Origin of the sequence: Paraburkholderia eburnea (genome assembly GCF_002917095.1) — a bacterium.
In the GTDB taxonomy this organism is placed as follows: domain Bacteria; phylum Pseudomonadota; class Gammaproteobacteria; order Burkholderiales; family Burkholderiaceae; genus Paraburkholderia; species Paraburkholderia eburnea.
Map to the genome: position 1 here is coordinate 800,445 of NZ_PQGA01000001.1, position 15,663 is coordinate 816,107.

The window sequence follows — 15,663 nt, forward strand, 5'->3', positions numbered from 1 at the left end:
GAAGGCGCCGTGGTGAGTTCTGGGTCGCTGCAACCATGCCTGGAACCCGGCTGCCTGAAATCCGCGGGGAGCCGCCCGCGCCGTCTGACCGCCCCGCCCGCGTGGCACGCGGCGGACCTGACGGACTGCCCGGCGAGGGGCGCCCGCACATGCCGCGACACATTGTCGCGGCACGGCACCCTCGCCGCCCCCGCCTCTTTCGACTGCTGCTGTCGGCCGCCGCGGCGTAAGCGCACGCGCGGGCTCTCTTTGACCGCAAGCAGACGGGGAACGCCTCGGGAGTCGGTCGGCATGCGCAAATACAACCTGACGCCCACGAGACGGTCGGATAAACCTTACACGATGATAGCACGGCGATCTTTCAGTTCCGGGGCGCCTGCGGGTGGCCCAGCGCCACGCCCGCGCGCATCTCTGACGGCTCTTTGAACCAAGTCAAAAGGGTGTCGCTTTTTGCTAGCGTGTCGCGATAACCGAGTTCGATCAGATCCCCCGTGAAGGCGCGCTCGAATAACAGATAGCTCGCAAATGCCGCGCCCGATGCGCGATTGCCGCCCACCGCGCCCAGCAGCATCCGCACCGAAAGCGGCAGTTGCCCGAGATGGCGTGCCGCGATCAGTTCGACGCGCTCGCTCGGGCCGATCGCCAGCACGTCGACGTGCCGCCAGCCGCTTTCCGGTTCGACCGTGTGCGGCAGGTGCCGCACCATGCGGTTGACGTGCTCGACGCGCTCGATGTCGGCGCCCAGCGCGTCGAGGAACACGCTCGCGAGCACCTGCTGGCCCACTTGCGCGAGCGTCGGATAGGCGTCGATATCGGTATGCGCCACTTCGGGCGCGCTCGCACTGGCGCCGATCACGACGATGCGCTCGGCGCCGAAGTGGATCGCCGGAGAAAGCGGCGCGATCTGCCGGATCGAGCCATCGCCGAAATACTCGTGATGACCGTCGAGTTCGAGGCGCACGGCGGGGAACACATAGGGAATCGCCGCCGAAGCCAGCAGATGCGCGGGCGTGAGTTCGACCATGCGTGCCGTGCGTTGCGCGCGGCGCCACGCGCGGATCGGCTCGCTTGCCTGGTAGAAAGTGAGATGGCGTCCGGACGAATAGCTGAGCGCGCTCACCGCGAGCGCGTGCAGCACGCGCCGGTCGAGCATCTGCTCGATGCGGTGAAAGTCGAGCGTGCGAGCAAGGAAGTGCGCGAGCGGCGCGTTGTCGAACAGCGTGCGGGGCGTGCGGCGCGCCGTCATGCCGAAGGTGGCCCAGCCGAACGCCAGCGCGCCGAGCCAGCGCGCGCCCGCTGCCGCGATGCCGGGCCAGTCGGTGCGATAGACCTGATCGGCGGACAGATGCGCCCAGACCTCGACAAGGCGCTGGGCGCCAGTCAGGAACTGATCGGCGTGACTCGCGATGGAGGTGGCATTGATCGCGCCCGCCGAGGTCCCGCAGATCACGGTGAACGGCATCGCGCGCCGCGTGGGCTCGGCCTGCGCGGCAAGTTCCGCGAGGGCGAGCAGCGCGCCGGCCTGGTAGGCCGCGCGCGCGCCGCCGCCCATCATCACGAGTGCCAGCCGCATGGCGCCGACCTCCCCGCTTGTTCCTGCCTGTTCCGGTTTGTTCCTGCCTGTTCTTCGTGCGCCGCCGCCCACGCGGCGCACGCGAGCCTTACTCCGAGCGCGCGGGCGTTTTCTTCGCGCCGCGCGCAGCCGTCGTCTTGCCTGCCGCCGCCCCGGCGCTCGCGCCACCGCTGCGCTTCGCCGCGGGCTTGGCTTGCGCTGCGGACTCGCCCGCGCCGGCTGCCGCCTCGGCTGCGGCCTGCGCCGCTTGAGCCGCTGCGGCGGGCTGCGCCATCGCGAACTGCGCAAGCTGGTTGAACTGCGATTGCAGCAGGTTCCACCATGCCGATGCGTCGAAGCCCGGCGGCGGCGCATCGGCCGACGCATCGGCATCGCCTGCCTGTGCGCTTTCGCGCTCAGAAGAAGTCGAATGCGTTGCCCGCGCCGCCTCGTGCGCGGGCGGCGGGGCCATCTGCGACTGCGCAAACGCGCCGAACGCGCGCAGCGTCGAAAGCGTCGCGCGCTGCACTTCGAGCGCCTGGATCGCCGACTGCAACATGTTGAGGTTGAGCTTGAGCCACTGCTCGACGGCGCGCAGATCGGTCACGCGCTTGTCGAGTTCTTCGATATTGGTGAGCGGCGTCATCATGTCGGACATCATCGACAGCGACGGCCCGAGTCCCTGCGCCGCGCCCGGCTCGCTGCCGGGGAACGCGCTGCCAAACGGCGTAAGCCGCATCATCCCCCACATGCGGTCGAGCATTTCGGCGGGCGGAAAGCCGGGAAAGCCCGGGAACGGCGGTACGGAGCCTGCTGAATCGGTCATGCCAATCTCCCTCGCAATGCAATCAGTGTTGGACGGGGGCGGCGTACGCACGCCTCGTTTCGATCATACCGCGCGATCCCACGCTTCACGCGCGTTCTGCCTCATGTGCTTCATTTGCGCTGCATTTGCTGCAAGCGCATTCAGCGTTCAGAACGGATCGCCGCCCGGAAACTCCGGCGCGCGCCGCTCGCGCAGCGACTGCACACCTTCACGCACGTCGGGCCCGGAAAAACCCATGAATTCGAGCGCCAGCGACGTATCGAAATTCGGCCCCGCCTGGCGCAGCCAGTTGTTGAGCGCGTACTTGGTCCAGCGCAGCGCCGTCTGCGAGCCGCTCGCGAGACGCTTCGCCACCTCGAATGCCTTCGGCAGCAGATCGGTTTCATCGACGGCCAGCGACACGAGGCCGATGCGCTCCGCCTCCTCGCCGCTCACGGGTTCGCAGAGCAGCAGGTAGTACTTCGCTTTCGCCATGCCGCACAGCAACGGCCAGACGATCGCCGCATGATCGCCCGCCGCGACGCCCAGGCGCGTGTGCCCGTCGATGATGCGCGCGGTCTTCGCGGCGATCGAGATATCGGCAAGCAGACCCGCGACCAGGCCCGCGCCCACGGCCGGGCCATGCATCGCGGAAACAATCGGCTTGCTGCAGTTGATGACGTTGTAGACGAGGTCGCGCGCCTCGCGCCAGACGCGCGCGCGCACGTCGAAGTGCAGGGCCATGTCCTCCACCAGCGCAAGATCGCCGCCCGCCGAAAAGCCCTTGCCCTCGCCGCGAATCACGGCCACGCGCGCGTCCGGATCGCGGTCCACGTCGCGCCAGATTTCCGCCAGTTCGCGATGCATGTTGGCGTCGGCGGTAGCGAGGCCGCTCTTGTTGGCGCCCTCGCCGCTCATCACGATCTCGACGATGCCGTGCTCGTGGCGCCGCACGCGCAGGGCGTGATAGCGGGCGTAAAAAGGATCGTTCATGGCACTGTCTCCTGTGTCCTGTCTTTCTTGTCGTATTTGTCTATTTGTCTTATAGGCCGCTTTTGCGCCGATCGTATTGCCGATGCCGCCGATAAATCGCCCGCCACCCGCTCACTGCACGTCGGACAGCGCCGCCACGGCCTGATCGATCGCGCCGAAAATCGACTGACCCGCGCTGTCGAGCATTTCGATCTTCACACTGTCGCCGAACTTCATGAACTCCGTGCTCGCCTCGCCGTGCTCGATGGTTTCGAGGCAGCGCTTTTCGGCGATGCAGCAATAGCCGCGCTTCGCGTCCTTGTTCGACACCGTGCCTGAACCCACGATCGCGCCCGCACGCAGATTGCGCGTCTTCGCCGCGTGCGCGATCAGTTGACCGAAGTGGAACACCATGTCCGTGCCCGCGTCGGGCTGGCCCACTTTCTTGCCGTTCCAGTAGACCAGCATCGGCAGATGTACGCGGCCTTCGCGCCAGTGCTCGCCCAGTTCATCGGGCGTCACGACGACCGGCGCGAACGACGTCGCCGGTTTGCTCTGGAAGAAGCCGAAGCCCTTGGCCAGTTCGGCGGGAATCAGGTTGCGCAGCGACACGTCGTTGGCCAGCGCGACGAGGCGCACGGCCTTGAGCGCTTCGTCGGCGTTCGCGCCCATCGGCACGTCGCCGGTGATGACGGCCACTTCCGCCTCGAAGTCGATGCCGAACGCTTCCGACCCGCACACGATGTCGTCGGTCGGGCCGATGAAGTCGTCGCTGCCGCCCTGGTACATGAGCGGATCGGTCCAGAACTCGGGCGGCATGTCGGCGCCGCGCGCGCGGCGCACGAGTTCGACGTGATTCACGTAAGCCGAGCCGTCGGCCCACTGATAGGCGCGCGGCAGCGGCGCCATGCAGTCGCGCGCATCGAAGCTGAAGGTATGGCGCGCGCGGCCCTGATTGAGCGCGTCGTACAGATCGAGCAGTTGCGGCGCATAGAAGCGCCAGTCGTCGAGCACGCGCTGCAATGTGGGCGCGATCGCATCGGCGATGGCGGCGCTGCGCAGGTCGCGGGAAACGACGATCAGTTGGCCGTCGCGGGTGCCGTCCTTCAGCGTGGCGAGTTTCATGGATTGAGGCGTGGATGACGATAGAGGAAATGTATTCTACGATGGTGAATCGGCGCGGCCCAAGGGAAGGAGCGCGCCCAGGCCGAACTTCGCGAATTTCAAAACCCAACCGCTCTCCCGAACGCTCTTTATGCCGCCGTCTACCCGCTCTGCCCCATCGTCCCGTTCCGCCGACGCTTCCGTCGAAGAAAGCCTGGATCCCGACGAGGCCAACGACGCTCAAGAAAGTGTCAACGACGGCGGCGAAGAAAAGCTGCGCTCGGGCATTCAGTCGATCGAGGTGGGCTTTCGCCTGCTCGACGTGCTCACCAACGAGCCGCGCGCCATGATGCTGCGCGACCTCGCGCAGCGCGCGGGCATGAGCCCTGCGAAGGCGCATCGCTATCTGGTGAGCTTTCTGCGCCTGGGCGTGGTGGCGCAGGACCCCGTATCGGGCCGCTACGAACTGGGCGGCTTCGCGCTGCAATTGGGCCTGGCGCGTCTCGCACGCGTGGACGGCGTGAAGCTTGCGCGCATCGCGCTCGCCGAATTGCGCGACGCGCTCGACATCACCGTGGGCATCGCCGTGTGGGGCAACCAGGGGCCGACCGTGGTGCACTGGATGGAATCGAGCCATCCGGCCAAGGCGTCGCTCAAGCTCGGCGACGTCATGCCGATGCTCAGCTCCGCGACGGGCCTGCTGTTCGCTGCTTATCTGCCGCGCAGCAAGACCGCGCCGATGATCGAGCGCGAGCTGGGCAGCGCGCAGCATTACTCGTGGGGCGCGACGCCGCGCAGCGCCGAGGCGCTCGAAGCCGCGCTCGCCGAGGTGCGTGAGCGCGGCGCGGCGCGCGTGGAAGGCATGTTGCTGCCGACCATCCACGCGTTCTGCACGCCGGTGTTCGACGCGAGCGGCGAACTCGCGCTGGGGCTGATCGCGCTGGGGCATGAAGGCGCATTCGAGAGCGGCTGGAACGGCGCCGTCGACACGGCCTTGCGCGAATGCGCGCGCAAGCTCTCGTACGAATTGGGGTACAGCCCCGCGGAGCGCTGATCGGCCTGCAGACCCGCTCGCGCTTTCTGCAGTGGATATGCCCGACGTGTCACAGTAACGTCTGGCCCGCATTTCAACATGACCCGACCGGGAACGATGCCCACCTCCGCCACCGACCGTAACGCCGCCACACTCTCCCGCCGCTCCCACGCGTGGCGCTGGGTGGCCGTGTTCGTTCTGGTAACGGTGCTGCACTGGCTCGCGGCGCAATGGTTCGAGCGGCACCACACGGCGCAGCCGGTCACGCCCGCGCACGTGCCCGTACAGGTCCGCCTGCTCAAGCCCGAACGTATCGAGCAGCAGGCCAAACCCGCCGCGCCTGCCGCAAAACCCGCGCCAAACCCTGCCCCGCCGGCTCACTCCAAACGGGCCCCCAGCCCGCCGCACACGCTCCAGGCGCTCGCGCTGCCCGAAGCGCATCCCAAGACTGCCGCCGCGCCTGAAGACGCTGCGTCGAGCCCCGTCGCGTCCGATGCCTCGGCGTCGTCCGCAAGCGCATCGGGCGGCGCGAGCGGGGCCGCCCAGGCCGCCGCGCCCGGCAACGGCAACACCCCGTCCGCGCAGGCGGCGCAGGCCTCGCACGGCGTCAAATTCCAGGTCCCGCCGTCGGGCGAACTCGAATACGACACCTTCTTCAACGGCGCGCGCAACGCGCCGGGCACGATCCACTGGAAGAGCGATGGCCAGCACTACGAAATGGTGGTGTCGATTCCGCTGCCCTTTGTCGGGGCTTTTAGCTGGACGAGCCGCGGGCATGTCGATGCCTTCGGACTCGCGCCGGATCAATACATCGAAAAGCGCGGCCACCGGCCCGAGGACTTCACGGTCTTCAATCGCAATCTCAAGCAGATCATCTTCACGCGCACGCCGAATTCGCTTGCGCTGCCCGATGGCGCACAGGATCGCTTCAGCATGGTGATGCAGCTCGCGAGCCTCGTGCGCGGCGACCCCGACACCTATAAACCGGGCGTCACGCGCGAGTTCTACGTCGCCGACAACGACAGCGGCGAGACCTGGCCCATCACCACCATCGGCGACGAAACCGTGAGCACGGATCGCGGCTACGTGAGCGCGCGTCACTTCATGCGACTGCCGCGCCACGACGGCGACAAGCGCCGCATCGACGTGTGGCTCGCGCCCTCGCTCGGCTGGCTGCCGGTGCGCCTCGTGCAAACCGAGCCGAACGGCACCGAAGTCGAACTGCTATGGCACGGCGCGTTGAGCGTGCCCAAAGCTCCGGATGTTTCGGGTGCTCCGGATACTTCAAGCGCACCAACTCCTTCCGCACCGGCACAAACGCCGCCGCCTGCCGACCAATCGTCTGAATCAAGCGCGCCTGCGGCCCCCTCCACGGCCGCCCCAGAGAACCCTGCCGAGCTGCCCGCCGACGCCCCGCTACACCCTTAAGCGCCCTCCCGCACACACACGCACAACGAATCCGCGTGCAGGCCACAAAACCGGCCTTTCTAGCCGCACGTTCGCGCGAAATGGCGCATACTGGAAATCATATAAGCGCCCTGCATCCGAACTGCATCGAATGCGCGCGCGGCCCGAGACGAGCACAAGAAACAACAGAGGAAAGCGTTCGAAGGGAGGCTCGATCCGCGCGCTGCACCGGCGCATCCGGCCACGCGAATCACCCCTTTGTGCCTTTCAGGCGCGCGGCTTGCGAAAAGCCGTACGACGTCCACGCAGTACCTCGCAACCAGCCTGACTCCCGACCGCACCGGCCAAGGAGGAACGCATGCAAGCGACTGTCAATGGCATCGATACGCGCTACGTCTTCGAAGACCGCAGCGGCGGTCCGGCGCTAACCTTCATTCATCAGCTGGGCGGCGACCTCTCCGTGTGGGACACGCTCGCGGGTCATTTCCGGCATCGTTTTCGCGTATTGCGCTACGACGTGCGCGGTCACGGCGCGAGCGCCGTATCGAATACCGCCTTCGGCTTCAAGGAACTTTCCGCCGATCTCACCGCCCTGCTCGACGCGAAAGACATCGAGAAGACGCATCTCGTCGGCATGTCGATGGGCGGCATGATCGCGCAGCAGTTCGCGCTGGATCATGCGGGCGCATCGGCTCACCCTTCGCGCTCGCGCGTGCTTTCGCTCACGCTTTGCGACACCGCGAGCCGCACCTCGCCCGACGCGCGCGAAACCTGGAACGAACGCGCCGCGCTCGTGCGCCGCGAAGGCCTGGGCGCACTGGCCGACGTGACGATGGCGCGCTGGTTCACGCCAGACTTCCGCCGCACCCATCGCGATACCGTCGCACGCATCTGTGACGTTTTATTACGGACACCTTCAGAAGGCTACGCGCGCGCCTGCGAAGCCCTGCGCGACTTCGACGTTCACGAACGACTCGCGCAATTGCGCGTGCCCACGCTCGCCGTCGCGGGACGCCACGATAGCGGCACGCCGCCCGCGCTCACCGAGGCGCTCGCCCATGCGATTCCCGATGCGCGTTTCGAAATCGTCGATGCGGCGCATCTGGCCCCGGTAGAAGACTCGCATGGCTTCGCGGCGTTGCTCGAAACGTTTTTACGCCAGCAGGCCCAGGAGTTGCATCCGTAGTTCTATCGATCGTTTCCGGGAAGTTTCCGGGAAGCAGGCATCAAAGATGGGAAGTAGAGGGAGAGCAGTCCGAAAAGAGGTGATGCGGGACCCACCCCTTGAATTCCAGATCGAACGCTCCATGTATCGACATAAGCAGTGAGGGAGCACAGGAAAAAGGAGTGTCGCCATGCAGATGATCTACAACAGTCCGAACTATTGCGTTGTCGAGTTTCCCCCGCAGGACGGTCACGTCGCCATGCGCTCGGGCGGCTATGAAATCGTCGACAAAAATGCGCGCCGCGAGTTGTTTATCGACGGCGTGATGGCGGCACGTTTTCGCGAAGACGTGCAAAAGCTGATGGACGAGGATCAGTCGCTCGACGAGGTGGACGAATTCCTCGGACAGTTCGACAGTCTCATGCAGCAACCCGTCGTGCTGCACTGACACGTGGCGGCCCGCGCAGCATGACGGCTCCCACGCTCATGCAGTGAAATTGCAGTAAAGCCGCTCCGCCGGATCCATGGCGGCGCCCGCTGAAGGAAATCCCCGCAGAAAGCCCCGTGAGGCCACGCGCCGAGCGGGGCTTTCTTTTGGCCGCACCGGATGTTGCGCCGGGGCGCAACGGCCGCGCCCGCGCCAGCGGCGCAACCCGGCTGCGGATACAATATTGGGTTTCCCAGCTCGACCGGCGCTCACGCGCGCCCGCCACCCATGAACCAGCCCGCCGAACACGCTACGCCTCCTCGCGCCACGCCGTACACGCGCGCAGCCTCGCTGCCCGCGCTGCTTGCCTCGCGCATCGTGATCCTCGACGGTGCGATGGGGACCATGATCCAGCGCTACAAGCTCGACGAAGCCGCCTATCGGGGCGAGCGCTTCAAGGACTACGGGCGCGACATCAAGGGCAATAACGAACTGCTCTCGCTCACGCAGCCGCAGATCATCAGCGAGATCCACGAGCAGTATCTGGCCGCGGGCGCCGACATCATCGAGACCAATACGTTCGGCGCGACCACGGTGGCCCAGGACGACTACGGCATGGGCGAGCTTGCCGTCGAGATGAACATCGAATCGGCAAAGCTCGCGCGCGCCGCGTGCGACAAATACTCGACGCCGGACAAGCCGCGCTTCGCGGCCGGCGCGATCGGCCCGACGCCGAAGACCGCGAGCATCTCGCCGGACGTGAACGATCCGGGCGCGCGCAACGTCACCTTCGAGGAACTGCGCCGCGCCTATTACGAGCAGGCCAAGGCGCTGATGGACGGCGGCTGCGACCTGTTCCTCGTCGAGACGATCTTCGACACGCTCAACGCCAAGGCCGCGCTGTTCGCGCTCGACCAGCTGTTCGAGGATACCGGCGAGAACCTGCCGATCATGATCTCGGGCACGGTCACCGACGCCTCGGGCCGCATTCTCTCGGGCCAGACCGTCGAGGCCTTCTGGAATTCGCTGCGCCACGCGAAGCCGCTCACGTTCGGCCTGAACTGCGCGCTGGGCGCGGCGCTGATGCGCCCGTACATCGCCGAACTCGCCAAGCTCTGCGATACCTACGTCTCGTGCTACCCGAACGCGGGCCTGCCGAACCCGATGAGCGACACCGGCTTCGACGAAACGCCCGCCGATACCTCGGCGCTGCTCAAGGAATTCGCGAGCGCCGGCCTCGTGAACGTGGCGGGCGGCTGCTGCGGCACGACGCCCGAGCACATCGCCGCCATCGCCAAGGCGCTCGAAACGATCAAGCCGCGCCGCTGGCCGGGACAGTATCGCGACGCGGCGTGACCTGGCGAGCCTGCATCGTTGGCCATCTGGCCAAGCGATAAAGGTTCGGCCAGGAGACACAATGGGCGCGTGACCATGCTAGTGGAGAACACTTGTGTTACGCGCCGTGCAAGGGAAACTGACCATGCTTGCCATCTCGAAACTCACGATCGCTGGATACAAATCCATACGCGAACTGCGCGAGTTCGAGTTGCGCAATCTGAACGTGCTCATCGGGGCCAATGGCTCGGGAAAATCGAACTTCATCGGCTTTTTCCGGATGTTGGCCGAGATGTCGCAACAGCGCTTTCAGCTATATGTCGCCAAACAGGGCGGCCCGGACGCGCTGCTGCATTACGGGCGAAAGCGCACATCGCACATGGAAGGCGCGCTGAACTTCGCGGGCCATGCAGGCAGCTATTTCTTCAAGCTCGATCCCACGTCGGATAACCGGCTGATCTTCGACGAAGAAAGCGTTGGCTACGGCGAGAGCACAAGCCTGCGCAATCGCGCGAGTGAAGAATCGTGGCTTGCGAACCCCGACGAATTGCTGAACAGGTGGCGAAGTGCCGGACTGGCGATCGACCCAGCCGCGCATGAATACCTGATCGATCAGCTTCCGCCTATCGATCGCCTGCGCGTCTATCACTTCCACGACACCAGTGAATCGGCGAAAGTCAAACAGGTCCACCCGACAAACGACAATCTGCGCCTGAAAAGCGACGCATCCAACCTTGCGCCATTCCTGCGCATGCTGCGCGAACAGCACAAAGGTCACTACCGGATGATCGTCGACTCGATCCAGTTGATTGCGCCGTTCTTTGAAGACTTTGTTTACCGTGAAGACTGTCCCGAAACCGTCGAACTCGAATGGCTCGAAAAGGGTAATCCGGACACCCCGTTCAAGGCGCACGTGTTGTCCGACGGTACGCTGCGTTTCATCTGCCTGGCGACATTGCTCCAGCAACCCGTCGCGCTGATGCCACCTGTCATCCTGCTCGACGAGCCGGAGCTCGGGCTACATCCATTCGCGATCAACATTCTTGCCGATTTGCTCGAACTCGCCGCCGAACAGACACAATTGATCGTCGCGACCCAATCCGTCGAATTGTTGAGCGCTCTCCAGCCCGAGGACGTGATAGTCGTGGATCGCATCGACCATGCATCCCGGTTCCGGCGTTTGAGCGAAGCAGAACTGGGTTCCTGGCTGGACAGCTATTCGCTCGGCGAACTGTGGGAAATGAACGTACTTGGCGGGAGGCCCGCGTAATGGTGGATCTCGTCATTCTCGGCGAAGGGCAAACCGAGGAAGTATTCGTCCGCGAAGTCCTGGCGCCCGAACTCGGGGCGCGAGGCATATTCGCTCATGCGCAGCCGGTCAAGACCTCGCGGACAGGCCGCGGCGGAGCGCTCAACCTCGACCGGGTGAGGCTGAACCTCAGGGAAATACTCGCGCAGCGCGGCGACACCTACGTGAGTACGTTGTTCGACCTTTATGCGCTCGGGCCGACATTTCCGGAATTCGTCGAATCCAGACATCAAGACCCGGCGACGCGGGCCGCGCGTATCGAACGGCGCCTGTCAGATGACATCGTGTCCCACACCGGCTGCCGGCGCGAGCGCTTCATCCCGCATGTGCAGCCTCATGAATTTGAAGCGCTGTTGTTTACAGACGTTCGCAAGATCTGTGAGGCGAATCCACTGTGGACGCGGCACGATCGCGCACTCGAAGATATTCGCAGCCGTTATGAAACTCCCGAGCACATCAACGATTCGCCAGTCACCGCACCATCGAAACGTTTGACGAGTTTGCTTAACCCACCGTACAAAAAGAAGACGCACGGCCCGGTCATCGCCAGGCGAATCGGACTTCCCGCCATTCGTGCGGCCTGTCCACACTTCGGCCAATGGTTCGACAAGCTGACCGCCCTGCAACCCCTTTGACGCACCTTCACGACCATGACTGACCATACCCTGCGCCTTTCCGGCCTCGAACCCTTCAACGTCAACGAAGGCACGCTCTTCATCAACGTCGGCGAGCGCACCAACGTGACCGGCTCGAAGGCGTTCGCGCGCATGATCCTCAACGGCCAGTTCGACGAGGCGCTCGCGGTCGCGCGCCAGCAGGTCGAGAACGGCGCGCAGATCATCGACATCAACATGGACGAGGCGATGCTCGATTCGAAGGCGGCGATGGTGCGCTTCATGAATCTGATCGCCTCGGAACCCGACATCGCGCGCGTGCCGATCATGATCGACTCGTCGAAGTGGGACGTGATCGAGGCAGGGCTGCAGTGCGTGCAGGGCAAGGCCATCGTCAACTCGATCTCGCTCAAGGAAGGCCGCGAGCCGTTCATCCATCACGCGAAGCTGATCCGGCGCTACGGCGCGGCCGCTGTCGTGATGGCCTTCGACGAGAAAGGCCAGGCGGACACCTTCGAGCGCAAAACCGAAATCTGCAAGCGCTCGTATGACGTGCTCGTGAACGAGGTAGGCTTTGCGCCCGAGGACATCATCTTCGACCCGAACATCTTCGCGGTCGCCACGGGCATCGAGGAGCACAACAACTACGCGGTGGACTTCATCGAGGCCACGCGCTGGATCAAACAGAACCTGCCGCACGCGAAGATCAGCGGCGGCGTGTCGAACGTGTCGTTCTCGTTCCGCGGCAATGATCCGGTGCGCGAGGCGATCCATACCGTGTTCCTCTACCACGCCATTCAGGCGGGCATGGACATGGGCATCGTCAACGCGGGGCAGTTGGGCGTGTACGCCGATCTCGACGCGGAACTGCGCGAGCGCGTGGAAGACGTGGTGCTCAACCGCCGCGACGACGCGACCGACCGTCTGCTCGAAATCGCCGACAAGTTCAAGACCGGCGCGGCGAAGAAGGAAGAGAACCTGGAGTGGCGCAATCAGGACGTCGAAAAGCGTCTGGCGCACGCGCTCGTGCACGGCATCACCAACTTCATCGTCGAAGACACCGAAGAAGCGCGCGCGAAGATCATGGGCGGCGGCGGCCGCCCGATCAACGTAATCGAAGGCCCGCTGATGGACGGCATGAACGTCGTCGGCGACCTGTTCGGGCAGGGCAAGATGTTCCTGCCGCAGGTGGTGAAGTCGGCGCGCGTGATGAAGCAGGCCGTGGCCCACCTGATTCCGTTCATCGAGGAAGAAAAGCGCCTGCTCGCCGAATCGGGCGCCGACGTGCGCGCGAAAGGCAAGATCGTCATTGCGACGGTGAAGGGCGACGTGCACGACATCGGCAAGAACATCGTGTCGGTCGTGCTCCAGTGCAATAACTTCGAAGTCGTCAACATGGGCGTGATGGTCCCGTGCAACGAGATCCTCGCCAAGGCAAAGGTCGAGGGCGCGGACATCATCGGCCTGTCGGGGCTGATTACGCCGTCGCTCGAAGAGATGGCCTATGTGGCCTCCGAAATGCAGCGCGACGACTACTTCCGCGTGAAGAAGATTCCGCTCTTGATCGGCGGCGCGACCACCTCGCGCGTGCACACGGCCGTGAAGATCGCGCCGAACTACGAAGGCCCGGTGGTGTATGTGCCGGACGCGTCGCGTTCGGTGTCGGTGGCGTCCAGCCTCTTGTCCGACGAAGGCGCGACGAAGTACATCGACGAACTCAAGAGCGATTACGAGCGCATCCGCGACCAGCACGCCAACAAGAAGGCGCAGCCGATGGTGACGCTCGAAGAAGCGCGCGCCAACAAGACGAAGATCGACTGGAGCGGTTTCGAGCCGGTGAAGCCGAAGTTCATCGGCCGCCGCGTGTTCAGGAACTACGATCTGAACGACCTCGCGCAGTACATCGACTGGGGCCCGTTCTTCCAGACGTGGGATCTCGCGGGCCCGTATCCGCAGATTCTCAACGACGAGATCGTCGGCGAATCGGCGCGCAAGGTGTTCTCCGACGCCAAGTCGATGCTCTCGCGCCTGATCCAGGGCCGCTGGCTGCAGGCCAACGGCGTGATTTCGCTGTTGCCCGCCAACACCGTCAACGACGACGACATCGAGATCTACACCGACGAATCGCGCACGGAAGTCGCGATGACCTGGCGCAATCTGCGTCAGCAGTCGGTGCGTCCGGTGGTCGACGGCGTGATGCGCCCGAACCGCTGTCTGGCCGACTTCATCGCGCCGAAGGATTCGGGCAAGGCCGACTACATCGGCATGTTCGCGGTCACGGCGGGCATCGGCGTCGATGTGAAGGAAGCGCAGTTCGAGAAGGATCACGACGACTACAGCGCGATCATGCTCAAGGCGCTGGCCGACCGTTTCGCGGAGGCCTTCGCCGAAGCGCTGCACGCGCGCGTGCGCCGCGATCTGTGGGGCTACGCGGCCGCCGAAACGCTCGACAACGACGCGTTGATCGCCGAGAGGTACGCGGGCATCCGGCCGGCGCCGGGCTATCCCGCCTGCCCGGATCACCTCGTCAAGCGCGACATGTTCGACGTGCTGCAGGCCACCGAGATCGGCATGAGCGTGACCGAATCGCTGGCGATGCTGCCGGCGGCGAGCGTCTCGGGCTTCTATCTCGCGCATCCGGACAGCACGTATTTCTCGGTCGGCAAGATCGGCCAGGATCAGCTTGCCGATTTCGCCACGCGCATGGCGCTTTCCGCCGACGACGCGCGCCGCGCGCTCGCGCCGCTGCTTTAACGGCTTTAACGCCGCGCGGCTATGTCACGCGCTCGGGCCGCGCATCGTTGCTGCGGCCCGACATACGCAAAGCGATAGCCTGAATATTTCGCGCACGGAATTTTTCGGCTTTGTAAGATGGCCGCGCATCACCCACGGCCAAACGCGGCAGGCATCGCCCGGCGCCGCGCCGGCTCGCTCATCAGCAAGTCCTTAAAAAACCAGATCGAAGCAACCTCGACGGAGAACAATCGTATGAAGAAGCTGATGTTGATGTTGACCGCCTTCGGCGTCGCCGCTCTCGCGCAGCCGTCGTTCGCGCAGCCGGCCGCAGCGCCGCACGAGTCGAGCGCGGTGTCGTCGTATTCGGCGCCCACCGAAAAGCACGTGAAGAAGCCGAAGAAAAAGAAGGTCAAGAAGGGCGCCGCTTCGGCCGCAGACACGGCGGAACCGACCGCCGCCAGCCAGTAAGCGCTACGCCGGCGTTGCATCAGGCCGCAAAAGCAAAGAGCCCGCAGATTGTGCGGGCTCTTTGCTTTGATGCGCTTGCTGCGGCGCCGGGTGCGTCAGACGCCCCAGACGATGTCGTTGTCTTCCTTCCTCGCCGCGCGCAGCATGTCGAGAAACGGAAACGCGCGCTGGGCGAGGCCCGGCGGCAATTCGTGGTGCTCGCGCCCTTCCTCGCCTTCGTGGAAGTGGCCTTCGTGCTCGGAGCGATCTTTCTTGTCGACGGCGATGGCCGATTCGAGCTTGCTGATGGCGCCGTCGAGTTCTTCATGCGTGATGACGCCGCGCTCGCCCAGCCGCTTGCCGATAATGCCGAGGAGATATTGAGCGAGACTATCCAGCATCAAAACATCGGGCGACGCGTGGCATTTGAAAGTAATCAGCATGACTGTTCCCTTTTGATTTTTTAGGTTAAGCGCGTCGCAACCGGAACATTCGCACGAGCCGCCGATGCGGGCTGTCGTGCATCCGGTGAGCCCAATGCTTGAAGGAGCCGGGCGGCCGCGCTTGCCGGGCTTCTCATTTCACATATTAGCACCTGCTAAAATCCGTCTGAACGGAATTACCCGCAGGGCGCGGCACGCCCGTCCGGCACGCCGTAGCGCCACCGCAGACGCCCCAACGGCGCGTTGCAGGCGCACGCTGCGGACGGTTGAAAGACCCGGCAAGCCCCGCCCTCACCCAAATTCGATGGCCCGCG

Annotated in this window: 14 protein-coding genes; 9 read left to right on the forward strand and 5 right to left on the reverse strand. The window is 64.8% G+C overall.

Annotated elements, in window-relative coordinates:
• Window positions 1–361: 361 nt before the first annotated feature.
• The 4 genes from B0G62_RS03565 to B0G62_RS03580 all read right to left on the reverse strand — a co-directional run bounded on the left by B0G62_RS03565 (window position 362) and on the right by B0G62_RS03580 (window position 4,454).
• Window positions 362–1,573 (reverse strand): patatin-like phospholipase family protein, encoded by a 1,212-nt coding sequence (locus tag B0G62_RS03565; protein WP_103702540.1) that lies wholly within the window; start codon window positions 1,571–1,573, stop codon window positions 362–364.
• An 88-nt stretch (window positions 1,574–1,661) separates the two neighbouring features.
• Window positions 1,662–2,378: a PhaM family polyhydroxyalkanoate granule multifunctional regulatory protein gene (locus tag B0G62_RS03570; protein WP_103702542.1), complete on the reverse strand. Its 717-nt coding sequence runs from the start codon at window positions 2,376–2,378 to the stop codon at window positions 1,662–1,664.
• A gap of 147 nt (window positions 2,379–2,525) precedes the next feature.
• Window positions 2,526–3,350, reverse strand: a complete 825-nt coding sequence (locus B0G62_RS03575) for an enoyl-CoA hydratase/isomerase family protein (RefSeq protein WP_103702544.1) — start codon at window positions 3,348–3,350, stop codon at window positions 2,526–2,528.
• A 111-nt stretch (window positions 3,351–3,461) separates the two neighbouring features.
• Complete coding sequence (locus B0G62_RS03580) at window positions 3,462–4,454, reverse strand: fumarylacetoacetate hydrolase family protein (RefSeq protein WP_103702546.1); 993 nt, start codon at window positions 4,452–4,454, stop codon at window positions 3,462–3,464.
• A 130-nt stretch (window positions 4,455–4,584) separates the two neighbouring features.
• On the opposite strand from B0G62_RS03580, the gene B0G62_RS03585 reads away from it, so the two are divergent.
• The 9 genes from B0G62_RS03585 to B0G62_RS03625 all read left to right on the forward strand — a co-directional run bounded on the left by B0G62_RS03585 (window position 4,585) and on the right by B0G62_RS03625 (window position 14,927).
• Window positions 4,585–5,487 (forward strand): IclR family transcriptional regulator, encoded by a 903-nt coding sequence (locus B0G62_RS03585; protein ID WP_103702548.1) that lies wholly within the window; start codon window positions 4,585–4,587, stop codon window positions 5,485–5,487.
• Window positions 5,488–5,565: 78 nt separating this feature from the next.
• A complete protein-coding gene (locus tag B0G62_RS03590) occupies window positions 5,566–6,894 on the forward strand; it encodes a DUF3108 domain-containing protein (RefSeq protein WP_244193092.1) in 1,329 nt (442 codons plus the stop codon).
• Window positions 6,895–7,231: 337 nt separating this feature from the next.
• A complete protein-coding gene (locus B0G62_RS03595) occupies window positions 7,232–8,059 on the forward strand; it encodes an alpha/beta fold hydrolase (RefSeq protein ID WP_103702552.1) in 828 nt (275 codons plus the stop codon).
• 169 nt (window positions 8,060–8,228) lie between these two features.
• Complete coding sequence (locus B0G62_RS03600) at window positions 8,229–8,486, forward strand: BTH_I0359 family protein (protein ID WP_027815766.1); 258 nt, start codon at window positions 8,229–8,231, stop codon at window positions 8,484–8,486.
• A 267-nt stretch (window positions 8,487–8,753) separates the two neighbouring features.
• Window positions 8,754–9,821, forward strand: a complete 1,068-nt coding sequence (locus B0G62_RS03605; protein WP_103702554.1) for a homocysteine S-methyltransferase family protein — start codon at window positions 8,754–8,756, stop codon at window positions 9,819–9,821.
• Window positions 9,822–9,945: 124 nt separating this feature from the next.
• A complete protein-coding gene (locus B0G62_RS03610; protein WP_103702556.1) occupies window positions 9,946–11,070 on the forward strand; it encodes an AAA family ATPase in 1,125 nt (374 codons plus the stop codon).
• Window positions 11,070–11,744, forward strand: coding sequence for a DUF4276 family protein (locus B0G62_RS03615; RefSeq protein ID WP_103702557.1), 675 nt, complete (start codon window positions 11,070–11,072; stop codon window positions 11,742–11,744). The genes B0G62_RS03610 and B0G62_RS03615 overlap by 1 nt, the downstream gene beginning before the upstream one ends.
• Window positions 11,745–11,759: 15 nt before the next feature.
• Window positions 11,760–14,477, forward strand: a complete 2,718-nt coding sequence (gene metH / locus B0G62_RS03620; RefSeq protein WP_167401175.1) for a methionine synthase — start codon at window positions 11,760–11,762, stop codon at window positions 14,475–14,477.
• Between the two features lie 234 nt (window positions 14,478–14,711).
• Complete coding sequence (locus tag B0G62_RS03625; protein ID WP_103702954.1) at window positions 14,712–14,927, forward strand: acid-shock protein; 216 nt, start codon at window positions 14,712–14,714, stop codon at window positions 14,925–14,927.
• Between the two features lie 95 nt (window positions 14,928–15,022).
• On the opposite strand, the gene B0G62_RS03630 is transcribed toward B0G62_RS03625, so the two are convergent.
• Entirely contained in the window at window positions 15,023–15,349 is a 327-nt protein-coding gene (locus tag B0G62_RS03630) for a DUF1840 domain-containing protein (RefSeq protein WP_103702559.1), read from the reverse strand.
• Between the last annotated feature and the right edge of the window lie 314 nt (window positions 15,350–15,663).

What these genes read in the sequence shown, in the direction of transcription:
- B0G62_RS03565 (WP_103702540.1), bottom strand. Translation starts at nt 1,573, where the DNA reads ATGCGGCTGGCACTCGTGATGATGGGCGGCGGCGCGCGCGCGGCCTAC.
- B0G62_RS03570 (WP_103702542.1), bottom strand. Translation starts at nt 2,378, where the DNA reads ATGACCGATTCAGCAGGCTCCGTACCGCCGTTCCCGGGCTTTCCCGGC.
- B0G62_RS03575 (WP_103702544.1), bottom strand. Translation starts at nt 3,350, where the DNA reads ATGAACGATCCTTTTTACGCCCGCTATCACGCCCTGCGCGTGCGGCGC.
- B0G62_RS03580 (WP_103702546.1), bottom strand. Translation starts at nt 4,454, where the DNA reads ATGAAACTCGCCACGCTGAAGGACGGCACCCGCGACGGCCAACTGATC.
- B0G62_RS03585 (WP_103702548.1), top strand. Translation starts at nt 4,585, where the DNA reads ATGCCGCCGTCTACCCGCTCTGCCCCATCGTCCCGTTCCGCCGACGCT.
- B0G62_RS03590 (WP_244193092.1), top strand. Translation starts at nt 5,566, where the DNA reads ATGACCCGACCGGGAACGATGCCCACCTCCGCCACCGACCGTAACGCC.
- B0G62_RS03595 (WP_103702552.1), top strand. Translation starts at nt 7,232, where the DNA reads ATGCAAGCGACTGTCAATGGCATCGATACGCGCTACGTCTTCGAAGAC.
- B0G62_RS03600 (WP_027815766.1), top strand. Translation starts at nt 8,229, where the DNA reads ATGCAGATGATCTACAACAGTCCGAACTATTGCGTTGTCGAGTTTCCC.
- B0G62_RS03605 (WP_103702554.1), top strand. Translation starts at nt 8,754, where the DNA reads ATGAACCAGCCCGCCGAACACGCTACGCCTCCTCGCGCCACGCCGTAC.
- B0G62_RS03610 (WP_103702556.1), top strand. Translation starts at nt 9,946, where the DNA reads ATGCTTGCCATCTCGAAACTCACGATCGCTGGATACAAATCCATACGC.
- B0G62_RS03615 (WP_103702557.1), top strand. Translation starts at nt 11,070, where the DNA reads ATGGTGGATCTCGTCATTCTCGGCGAAGGGCAAACCGAGGAAGTATTC.
- metH (WP_167401175.1), top strand. Translation starts at nt 11,760, where the DNA reads ATGACTGACCATACCCTGCGCCTTTCCGGCCTCGAACCCTTCAACGTC.
- B0G62_RS03625 (WP_103702954.1), top strand. Translation starts at nt 14,712, where the DNA reads ATGAAGAAGCTGATGTTGATGTTGACCGCCTTCGGCGTCGCCGCTCTC.
- B0G62_RS03630 (WP_103702559.1), bottom strand. Translation starts at nt 15,349, where the DNA reads ATGCTGATTACTTTCAAATGCCACGCGTCGCCCGATGTTTTGATGCTG.